The following is a 10,641-nucleotide window of genomic DNA, read 5'->3' on the forward strand; positions in this document are numbered from 1 at the left end:
ACTAAAGAGAAACATGAGGCTAAAGGCAAAGACAAAATGTCCTGCTAGGAACATAATTCCATAAGCCGAAAGCGCACTATTATAAGAATTGATTACTTGCGAAGCCTGCGCCCACAGAAAGTCCCGCAGCCAACCATTATTGGTAATCGAGCTAGTGGCAAAGTTACCCGCCGTAAGATGACTTATCGTTCCATCTGCGTTTACTAATCCCCAGACATCAGACTGCATCTTCCAAAAGAAGTGAAAAATTACAATCGACAGGGAATTATACATCCAGAACAGACCGAGGAAAACATGATCCCATGCCGATACCTGACAAGTACCCCCTCGTCCTGGCCCATCACAGGGAAAGCGGAAGCCCAGTTGACCCTTATCGGGAATTAAGCGAGAACTGCGAGCGTATAGAACCCCTTTGAGCAATACCAACACTGTGACATGAATGGTAAAAGCATGGATGTGATGAATTAAAAAATCTGCCGTACCTAGAGGAATCGGCATCATTGCCACTTTCCCCCCTATCGCTAACGTTCCACCACCAAAGGCATAGCTTACAGGCTCAAGTAATCCAGGAGCAGTGTTTCCAGGTGCTAGAGTATGTAGGTTTTGTATCCACTGAGCAAAGATTGGCTGCAATTGAATTCCCGTATCGGAAAACATATCTTGGGGACGACCAAAAGCGCGCATCGTATCGTTATGGCAATAGATCGCAAAGCTATGGAAGCCCAAAAACTGACATACCCAAACTAGATGGGAAATAATCGTATCGCGGTGACGTAACACGCGATCTAATAAATTATTAACGTTTTCGGCTGGATCGTAATCTCGCACCATGAAAATAGCAGCGTGAGCAGCAGCACCAACTATGAGAAACCCGCCAATCCAAACATGATGGGTAAACAAAGATAAGGTGGTCGCGTAGTCAGTCGCTAAATAGGGGTAAGGCGGCATTGCATACATATGATGCGCCACGATAATACTGAGTGAACCCAACATTGCTAAATTAATAGCTAGCTGTGCGTGCCAGGAAGTAGTTAGAACTTCATACAGTCCTTTGTGTCCTTCACCTGTAAATGGTCCTTTATGTGCCTCCAGTATTTCCTTCATACTATGACCGATACCCCAGTTGGTACGGTACATGTGTCCCGCAATAATTAAGACTACTGCTAAAGCAAGGTGATGATGAGCCGTATCGGATAGCCATAAGCCCCCCGTGACGGGATTTAAACCGCCTTTGAAAGTCAGAAAATCCGAGTAAACTCCCCAATTTAAAGTAAAGAAGGGTCGCAATCCTTCAGCAAAACTAGGATATAGTTCCGCCATCCTACTAGCATCGATAAATTCATGGGGCAAAGGAATGTCCGCCGGTGCAACCCCAGCATCCAACAGCTTGTTAATTGGCAGAGATACGTGAATCTGGTGTCCCGCCCAGCCTAATGAACCCAAACCTAGCAATCCTGCTAAATGATGATTCATCATCGACTCAACATTCTGAAACCATTCCAGTTTGGGGGCGCGGACATGATAGTGAAACCAGCCAGCAAAAATCATTAAGGCAGCCATGACTAAACCACCGATCGCCGTACAATAAAGCTGGAACTCATTGGTAAAACCAGCAGCACGCCAGAGTTGAAATAGACCAGAAGTGATCTGGATGCCGTGAAAACCACCACCCATATCGCCATTGAGTATATCTTGACCAAAAATGGGCCAAACTACCTGGGCGCTGGGTCGAATATTGGTCGGATTTGCTAACCAAGTGGTGTAATTGGAAAACCTCGCACCGTGGAAATACATGCCACTCAGCCAGACAAAGACTACCGCCAAATGTCCAAAGTGAGCCGAAAATATTTTACGGGAAATATCTTCTAAATCGCTGGTGTGAGAATCAAAATCATGAGCGTCAGCGTGTAGATTCCAAATCCAAGTTGTAGTTTTAGGACCTCTGGCTAGAGTGCGGTCAAAGTGTCCTGGTTTTGCCCACTTTTCCAAAGAAGTAGGTACGGGATTGGTATCTACAACAACTTTCGCCTTTTGCTCCGATTCTGGAGGGCTAATTGTCATTATTTTCTCCTTCAATCTTCAATAATTATTAGTTACTGATAGTTAGCTCTTAAGCTTGCTTCGTGCCAAGCTTTAAGCCTTTCAATCAAATGAACTTTAGAGTTAATAAGTTAATAGCCAATAGTTCAATAGTTAATTAGCTACGAACAAAGTGAGTTAAATGATTGATTTAATTGGTGTTTAGTAGATTATTTTGAAATGACCATCACATCATGTTTGCATGACAACTGATTGCTCTTAACAGCTTTTCTTTAGTTAAAGATTAGATCGCGATCGCTAACTAAAAATATTTCTGAGCCAATCTTGGTTTTTTGGTGATGAGCCGTAATCAATAACAGCAGTATATTTATTACTCAAGCTTACGAAGATACTTGTGATCCAGCTTATCTCTCTCTAAAGCTAAATCAGTTTTGTCAGAATATGCTAAATCTGCGCCGTGTATCATAACTAAAAAATTCCTTGCTAAAAGGGTAAACGCCGATTCTTACTGCGGTTTCCGAGGCCAGAAGTAAGAATCGTTATTAATAGCTTGAACAGCAATCAAACGAGACAACCCGTTCGACTACTTTTATCTAATTGAAATGAATGATCTTGAAAAACTAAATCTTAGCTGCAATATTTATAATTGCTCTACTTAAACTTTATAGCAGAAGATAATAGCTAAATCCTCAAAGGTCTAAAGGTTTTTACAAAACTTTAATTACTCACTCGGCTCAATTTAGGCTTGGGTTATTGAATTATTTAGCTCTAGGTATTTTACTACCTTTTAACATTATCGATGTATCTACATAGCTCCAATAGCCAAAAGTATATGAAGCCAAAATCTAAATCACAATTTGAAAATAGTTCAGCTATTTCAGTGTATTTATATTATAAATATTTGTGAAAAAATGATTTTGATTGCTAATTTTTGTGTAGAAGTAAAAAAGAGAACGCAAGTTTCAAAACTTGGTTAGTTGCTGTTTTTCAAGTATATTTTTTAGAATTGCCAATCTACAGTTAGATCGTAGATTTTAAGACATTATGGACTATATTTTATGAAAATACTATTAGTTGAAGATGATGAAATTATTGCTCAAACTTTAGTAGATATTCTACGCGATCGCCATTATGTTGTGGACCTAGCAACCGAAGGAGACTTAGGCTGGGAGATGGTTGAGGCTTATGATTATGAGCTAATTATACTAGATATTGAACTACCAAAACTAAATGGAATTGAGCTTTGTAAAAAACTACGAAATGCAGGAAATCAAACCCCTGTACTATTATTAACTGCTCAAAATTCTAACGACAAAAAAGTAATTGGACTAGATGCAGGGGCAGATGATTATGTAGTTAAACCTTTTGAAATTAGCGAATTGTTAGCTCGTATTCGTGTGTTATTACGTCGTCGAAATTCTATAGCATCGCCAATCTTACAATGGGGAAACTTAAATCTTAATCCTGCCACCCAGGAAGTAATTTATCACCAACAAATACTAAATTTAACTCCCAAAGAATATCGCTTACTAGAGCTATTTTTACGTAGTGGCGATCGCGTTTTAACTCGTGAGCAGATCTTAGATCGTCTTTGGGATATAGAAGAAGCACCCAGCGAAAGTACCGTTACCGCTCATATCAAAGATCTACGGCGTAAACTTAAGCAGGTAGGGGCTGATGCTAATTTAATCGAGACTATTTATGGCGTGGGGTATCGTCTCAAGCCACTGAATATCGAAGCCAAATCAACATTGTCAGATTGTGAAATAAATCAAAGCGATTACGCTCCGCGTACCCTTCGGGATCGCCAAACAGAACAAATCCGTCAAAAAACTACAACAGCATTAGCAGAAGTTTGGCAAAGGTATGAGGGAGCGTATCACGAACGGTTGGCAATCCTCGAACGCGCTAACCAGGCTTGGCAAGCAGGGAAATTAACAGGTCAGCTTTTACAGCAGGCGCAGTGGGCTGCCCATAAGCTAGCGGGGAGTTTGGGGGTCTTTGGTTTTTCTCAAGGCTCTCATTTAGCACTAGAAATGGAACAACTATTAAAAATTGAATTAGACACAAACCGAAGTAAACAATTTTCTCAGCTATTGATAGCTTTGAAAAAAGCTTTAAAACCAAATTTTAAATCTCAGTTAAACCCCGTTAACCGCACCCTCGTCAGTCCTAAAGGATACACCTTCGGATATCGCTACAATGGGGGAAACCCCCACAACGCTCTGACTCGCAATCGACCAGTGATTTTAGCTGTAGATAATCATCCTGAATTGGTGCAGCAGCTTGTAGATGAGATGACCGCTATAGGTACAATCTTTGCGCTGGTTTCTCAACCCTCATCAATGAAGAAGGCTCTTCAGATGAATTTTGATGCAGTGGTTTGGGAATTTTCTTTAGCTGACTGTAGTGCCAAAATCTTGGATCAGTTTGCTTTAATTATTAACGCTAAAATACCTGTCCCAGTGATTTTGTTGACCGATCGCCACGAACAAAGCGATCGCGCTCAAATTGCTCGTTTAGGCGGTCACGTATTGTTACAAGAAGCATCATTAGATGCTCAAGCTACCAAAGCGATCGTTAAAGCCTTACAACAATCTCAACACAAGGTGGCAAAAGTGTTAGCGGTGGATGACGATCCGCAAATTCTAGCAGCGATCGATAACTTACTAAACCCTCTAAAAATAGAGCTAACCATTTTAGATAATCCCCTAGATTTCTGGCAGATTATCGATCGCTTGAAGCCCGATTTATTGATTTTGGATGTTAATATGCCTCACTTTTCTGGTATTGAACTATGTCAATCATTACGAAACGATCTGCGTTGGCGAGAGTTACCTATTTTGTTTTTTACGGTTCATCACGATCTAAACACTGTACATCAGATTTTAACCGCAGGAGCAAATGACTGTATTAGCAAAGTTGTCTCGCCTTCAGAATTAGTCCCTAAAATATTCAATCACCTCAATCGAGGTCAATTACTTACAAGTTTGATTACATGAATAACGAACAACTAGATTTTGAGCAACCAGATGTTCCCAGTGTTAATTGCCAAACGCCTAATTCCTTGGAAATGTTGCTCCATCGAATGACTAATCGTATCCGTCAATCTTTGGAACTATCAGTAATTCTGGCGGGTGTCACAGATGAGGTGCGGGCTTTTTTAGGCACAGATCGGGTGAAAGTTTATCAATTTGAACCTAGTAGTAGTGGGGAGGTAGTAGCTGAATCATTAGAGGAAAAAAAATTACCCTCTTTACTAGGTCAACATTTTCCCGCCGAAGATATTCCTTTAGAAATTCGCCAGCTATATCGAACTAAGCGCGAACGAACCATTGTGAACGTCGCTTCAAGACAAATCGGCATGAGTTCGTTGCCCGAAGATGACGATCGCGATCATATTCAATTTCGTACTGTCGATCCCTGTCACGCCGAGTATTTAACTGCCATGGGGGTGCAGTCTTCTTTAGTAGTTCCCATTATGGATGAAGACCATCTCTGGGGATTATTAGTATCTCATCATAGTTCCCCTCGGATAGTTACCCCTAGAGAATTAGAAGTAGTTCAGTTAGTAGCCGATCAGACCTCAATTGCGATCGCTCAATCAAATTTACTAGAGTCAACTCGCCTTCAGGCACAGCAAGAAGCATCTATTAACCGTGTGGGTAAATTTCTCCACTCTATGACCCAGATGCAGCTACAGCAAGCGTTAAAGCAAACTGTTTTAGCTCTAAAAGGTTCGGGAGGAAGAGTTTATCTTGCGCCGTCAAACTCTGAGTCTATGGCTCAACTATATATTTCTGGAGAACAGCCTGTCTTACTACCAGGGGAAGTTAAGCAAAAATTGTCCTTAACCATGCCGATGGAAAAACATCCAGACTGGCAAGCATGGCTACAAAAGACAATGCAAACTGATCATGTAATCCAACCCTGGGCGATCGCTAAACTTGATGCCAATTTACTACCATCGAGCCTAGATCGCGCATTTAGACCAACCAAGATTAAAAGCATTTTAACCATTCAGCTAGAATACAGACAGAAACAATTAGGTTATTTAAGCATCTTTCGTCAGGGAATTGATCTAGAAACTATTTGGGCAAAACGACCAGATTTTAATGACCCCCGCAATCAAGTTGCACTGCAATCCTTTGAAATCTGGCGCGAAATCAAGCTTAATCAAGCCTTTCCCTGGACAGAGCGTGAAATAGAACTAGCGCAAATTCTGGGCAGTCACTTTGCGATCGCCATTTATCAATATCAGCTTTACCAACAGGTAAACGCCCTCAATACTAGTTTGGAACAACGGGTACAAGAACGGACAGCAGAATTAGAACGAACTAATCAGGAACTAGTTCAAGTAATCAGCGATCGCCTAAAAACCAGAGCCGATCTAGAACGAGTTAGCCATCAAAACGAATTAATTTTAAATTCGGCTGGAGAAGGCATTTATGGATTAGACCTCAAAGGTAGAATCACTTTTATTAATCCCGCTGCGGCACAAATACTAGGTTATGACGTAAAGGAACTACAAAACCAGCCGATGCAGGAGATTGTCAACCACTCCACAGCCGAGGGAATTGTTTACCCCTGGTCAAAAAATCCTATCTATCAAACCATTCAAACAGGGAAAGTACATCATGTAACCAACGAAATATTTACCCACAAAGACAAGTCTAGTTTTCCTGTAGAGTATGTTAGTACGCCCATTCTAGAAAAAGAGCAGATTGTAGGGGCAGTAGTAATTTTTAAAGATATTACCGAACGACAAATTATCGATCGCATGAAAGATGAATTTGTCTCAGTCGTTAGTCACGAACTGCGAACCCCTTTAACTTCAATTCGTAGTTCCATTAGCCTGCTTTCTAGTGGTCGGATCGATCCTCAATCTCCTAAAAGCCAACGCTTAATCGAAATTGCCCAAGATAATTCCAACCGTTTGGTGCGTTTGATCAATGACATTCTAGACTTAGAACGGATTAAGTCTGGCAAAGTAACCATGCTTAAATCAAGTTGTAATGCTGCCGATGTCATGAATGATGCCGTAGAAATTGTCCAAAGTATAGCTGATAAAGCTGGGATTAAGATCGCTGTTGAACCCTTATCAGTTGAGCTATGGATCGATCGCGATCGCATTATCCAAACCTTAACTAACCTCCTTAGCAACGCCATCAAATTCTCATCCCCCCAGACTACGGTTACTCTAGATGCCCGCCTCCAAAATGATGATACAGTCAGATTTCAAGTGCAAGATTGCGGTAGAGGTATTCCTCCAGAACACTTAGAAACAGTCTTCGATCGCTTTCAACAGGTTGATGCTTCCGATTCTCGCGATCGCGGTGGCACGGGTTTGGGACTGGCTATTTGCCGTAGTATTGTGCAGCAACACGGCGGTCAGATTTGGGTAGAGAGCAGTTTGGGTAAGGGAAGTAGGTTTTGTTTTGTTTTGCCAATTAGGGATCAATAAGCAGTTAGGGGCGAACGGTCGTTCGCCGATAATAGTAATGAATCAGAAAATTTTGATAATCGATGATGACGACGACGTGCGAGAAGCTACTCAAATTTGCTTGGAGATAACTGGGGATTGGGAAATTATCACCGCCAGTTCGGGTCAAGAAGGCTTAATCAAAGCGATCGCCGAGCAGCCCAATTTAATTTTATTAGATGTGATGATGCCCGTTATGGATGGTTTGGAAACTTTTTCTGAACTACAGGCTAATTTTGTCACTCGCTCTATTCCCGTAATTTTATTGACGGCAAAAGCTCAACCAGCCGAACTAAAATCTTTTACTCAACTACAGGTGTTTGATGTAATTACTAAACCCTACGATCCGTTTAATTTAGCAGACCGCGTAGCTCAAGTTTTGAGTTAACAACTATTGATTATGATCAATGCAGTTCTATTGCTCAAAATACAGCTTCATTAATTATTCCGATTCTTTGTTTAGTATTTACAAAAAGAGCCACCATTTGCTAATTTCTTGAATAAGAATTTAACAAGAACAGCCCATGACCATTCCTCAGCTCAGATTAACTAAGAACAGCAATGATTCTCTCTCAGCTATCCCGATGGCTCAAAAAGTTGACAAACCGCAATCAATTTAGATCGAAGGGAAAGCTCTTGTTAGTTGAAAGCGATCGCTCTATTGGTGAATTACTTACGGAAGCTTTGAACGAACAAAATTACGTCGTTGACTTTGCTGCTAATGCTCAAGCTGCACGGAACTTTGTTGAGGCTTTTGATTATGACTTAATTATCCCTCTTTTGTCACGCTCCAAGAATTAAAATTAAGAGGAACTTAACTATTGTTGGCTAGAAGTCAGACCAGATAATGGATATAGAATTACAGATTCTCAAACATTTGAAGAGATCGCCTCTAGCCGTTTGTCCATTCAGAATGTACTTCAAGCGGCTTGATTAAACATTACCTTTGCCCAGCGGATTTAGTATAATTACCTAGAACAGCAGAATGCCCCCACCAGAACGGTACTCCGTTTGGTGGTGGGATGAATGCGAGTGCGAGAGTGATTGCACCCGCTCACGGGATGCGATGCGTAGCCAGCAGTAGATGAGCGGGTGTATGAGCGAACAAACAAAATCCCTTGCTCAATCCATTAAATGTTTGATGTTTTATCTGTGTTTTTCTGGATAAAACTATGTCATCATAGAACCATGATAGTTAGAGAAGCTAAACTAAAACACGGTACAGCAGAGCAATATTCTGCCATTGATGAAGCCATCCGAACTGCCCAGTTCATTCGGAACAAAGCCGTTCGCTATTGGATGGATAATCAAGGCACTAATACTCAGATCTTGCACCAAGAAAAGTTGATATGAGAATGAATAGATGAAGTGCTTGTATGGAGAAGATGACACGCGGTTCTCTATTAAATAAAGCGAACTAATATCAAAAATTAATAAAAACCAGTCAACAAGGATAATTTATTCAACCCGATGACCAACTTTTTCTTCATTACTATATAAATCTGACCAACTTTCGTTTAGTCCATCAATAGCTTTAGTCAATTCATCAATTTGACTTCTTCTAATCACTGCTAAAACTCCATCTATGTGTGCTTTACTTCCCGCCTTTCCTAAATGTTGAAAACGAGAATACTCATTCTCCTTATTGGTTTTGGGAAAAATAGCATGATTGGCTCTGAATTGATAATACCAGTAATGATGTTTCTGCCCTTTCGCTTGATATCGTGCGACAGAACATCCAGGAGGAGCTACAATCCCTGATGCTTCAATTTCAGACTTTTGTGCCTGTAACAGAGCGATTGTTGCACTAATGCGTTCGGCTCGTTGTTCCTTTTGTAGTTCACTTTCTTTTTGAGGCATTTTTGAGTAATTAGGTAGGATAAATCTGATAGATTAGTTCTCTATTGATAAAGTGAACTAAATTAATGAATCACATTTTACCTCAAGCAGAAGAATTACTTTTAACTTTGAAACAGCTAATGCCCAGTATTTATCAACAAGAAACCCTGGAATCTATTTTGGGTTTATTTCTCTCTGGAAAAGGTAATGCTGTTCCTCATCATTGTCGAACAAAATCAGAAAGTGCTATCAGCCGATTTCTCAATTATTATAATTGGTCAACTCGTTCCATAATTAGAACAGTTCGTTCTTATATTTTAAATTTAATCTTATATCAAAGGATTAGGGGAAGAAAGCCAATTCTTCAAGTCATGCTCGACTTAACAACATTAGAAAAAGTTGGCAATTTTCCTCATCTCAATGATTTAGTTAGAGTCTATAATCACAAGAAAGGGCTGCATATTGTAGTTATGTATTTGGTCATAGGTAACTGGCGATTCCCTTGGAGTTTCCGTGTTTATAGAGGGAAAGGGACGGCTTCTCCTTCTCAGTTAGCTCAAAAGTTAATCAATAATTTGCCATCAATCTTAACTCAATCTTTTCAGATTTATATTTTAGGTGATACTGCGTTTGGTACGATTAAATTAGTTACTAAAATTCACATTCAAAATAATTATTATGCTCTAGTTGGTGTCGCTAAAACGAGAAAACTCCAAGATGGAAGAAAAATATGTGAAGTAAAAACTCGCGGACAACAAGTTTATTTGAATGGGTTAGATATTCCTGTATTTTTGTCTTGGGTATGGCTAAAACGAGATGGTAAAAGAGTTCAACGTTTTATTATCTCAACTAAACCAATGAAAGGTAAAACTATTACTCGCTGGGGTAAACAAAGATGGCAAATAGAAGGTTTTTTCAAGACTGTTAAGCATTGTTTTAGTCTTCATCGTTTTGGTCAAAAAACCTTATTAGGAGTTTATCGGTGGCTAATTCTTTCTTTGATTTCTTATTTATTAGCTTACTGGGTTTATTTACATTTAGGTGACTCCGATAATTTAGATTGGTTTAATTCTGCACAAATTGCACTTACTTTACTACTTCCTCATGTTTTACTACTGTCTCTTTTGAATCAAATACAAACAGTTATTCCCTGGTTAAATGAACTTGGTTTTGATTTTTGTCTGATTAGGTGCAAGATCTGAGTAATAAAGCCGATCTGTATAGTATCTGCAAGGATCTAGCCAGAGAGTTTGACTTTGCCAAAAAGCTCAATTCAGCCG

8 protein-coding genes and 1 pseudogene are annotated in these 10,641 nt (G+C 40.0%); 6 read left to right on the plus strand and 3 right to left on the minus strand.

Annotated elements, in window-relative coordinates:
* On the minus strand, nucleotides 1–2,061 hold a 2,061-nt coding region (psaA, locus tag C7B62_RS21555), incomplete at its 3' end, for a photosystem I core protein PsaA (RefSeq protein ID WP_106242173.1).
* Between the two features lie 1,037 nt (nucleotides 2,062–3,098).
* On the opposite strand from psaA, the gene C7B62_RS21560 reads away from it, so the two are divergent.
* From C7B62_RS21560 to C7B62_RS21575, 4 genes are all read left to right on the plus strand, one after another.
* Complete coding sequence (locus C7B62_RS21560; protein WP_106242175.1) at nucleotides 3,099–5,042, plus strand: response regulator; 1,944 nt, start codon at nucleotides 3,099–3,101, stop codon at nucleotides 5,040–5,042.
* Nucleotides 5,039–7,504: an ATP-binding protein gene (locus C7B62_RS21565; RefSeq protein ID WP_106242178.1), complete on the plus strand. Its 2,466-nt coding sequence runs from the start codon at nucleotides 5,039–5,041 to the stop codon at nucleotides 7,502–7,504. The genes C7B62_RS21560 and C7B62_RS21565 overlap by 4 nt, the downstream gene beginning before the upstream one ends.
* A gap of 37 nt (nucleotides 7,505–7,541) precedes the next feature.
* Entirely contained in the window at nucleotides 7,542–7,910 is a 369-nt protein-coding gene (locus C7B62_RS21570; protein WP_106242181.1) for a response regulator, read from the plus strand.
* Between the two features lie 173 nt (nucleotides 7,911–8,083).
* The gene (locus tag C7B62_RS21575; protein WP_106242187.1) at nucleotides 8,084–8,323 is read left to right on the plus strand and encodes a response regulator; all 240 of its coding nucleotides are present in this window, start codon (nucleotides 8,084–8,086) and stop codon (nucleotides 8,321–8,323) included.
* A 167-nt stretch (nucleotides 8,324–8,490) separates the two neighbouring features.
* On the opposite strand, the gene C7B62_RS25865 is transcribed toward C7B62_RS21575, so the two are convergent.
* Nucleotides 8,491–8,634 carry a hypothetical protein gene (locus C7B62_RS25865; protein WP_158260725.1) on the minus strand — a complete coding sequence of 48 codons (144 nt, stop codon included), beginning with the start codon at nucleotides 8,632–8,634 and terminating at the stop codon, nucleotides 8,491–8,493.
* A gap of 76 nt (nucleotides 8,635–8,710) precedes the next feature.
* Here C7B62_RS25865 and C7B62_RS21580 point away from each other — a divergent pair.
* Nucleotides 8,711–8,857 (plus strand): annotated as a pseudogene (locus C7B62_RS21580) (RNA-guided endonuclease TnpB family protein); the annotation flags it as partial.
* 123 nt (nucleotides 8,858–8,980) lie between these two features.
* Here the strand turns inward: C7B62_RS21580 and C7B62_RS21585 are convergent.
* Nucleotides 8,981–9,382 (minus strand): hypothetical protein, encoded by a 402-nt coding sequence (locus C7B62_RS21585; protein WP_106242191.1) that lies wholly within the window; start codon nucleotides 9,380–9,382, stop codon nucleotides 8,981–8,983.
* 65 nt (nucleotides 9,383–9,447) lie between these two features.
* On the opposite strand from C7B62_RS21585, the gene C7B62_RS21590 reads away from it, so the two are divergent.
* Entirely contained in the window at nucleotides 9,448–10,563 is a 1,116-nt protein-coding gene (locus C7B62_RS21590; protein WP_106242193.1) for a transposase, read from the plus strand.
* Nucleotides 10,564–10,641 lie beyond the last annotated feature (78 nt).

Source organism: Pleurocapsa sp. CCALA 161 (genome assembly GCF_003003995.1).
Classification (GTDB): domain Bacteria; phylum Cyanobacteriota; class Cyanobacteriia; order Cyanobacteriales; family Xenococcaceae; genus Waterburya.

Bases quoted from the DNA above. Each gene is read 5' to 3' on its own strand.
- C7B62_RS21585 (WP_106242191.1), bottom strand. From the start codon at position 9,382: ATGCCTCAAAAAGAAAGTGAACTACAAAAGGAACAACGAGCCGAACGC.
- C7B62_RS21590 (WP_106242193.1), top strand. From the start codon at position 9,448: ATGAATCACATTTTACCTCAAGCAGAAGAATTACTTTTAACTTTGAAA.
- C7B62_RS21570 (WP_106242181.1), top strand. From the start codon at position 7,542: ATGAATCAGAAAATTTTGATAATCGATGATGACGACGACGTGCGAGAA.
- C7B62_RS21560 (WP_106242175.1), top strand. From the start codon at position 3,099: ATGAAAATACTATTAGTTGAAGATGATGAAATTATTGCTCAAACTTTA.
- C7B62_RS21575 (WP_106242187.1), top strand. From the start codon at position 8,084: ATGATTCTCTCTCAGCTATCCCGATGGCTCAAAAAGTTGACAAACCGC.
- C7B62_RS21565 (WP_106242178.1), top strand. From the start codon at position 5,039: ATGAATAACGAACAACTAGATTTTGAGCAACCAGATGTTCCCAGTGTT.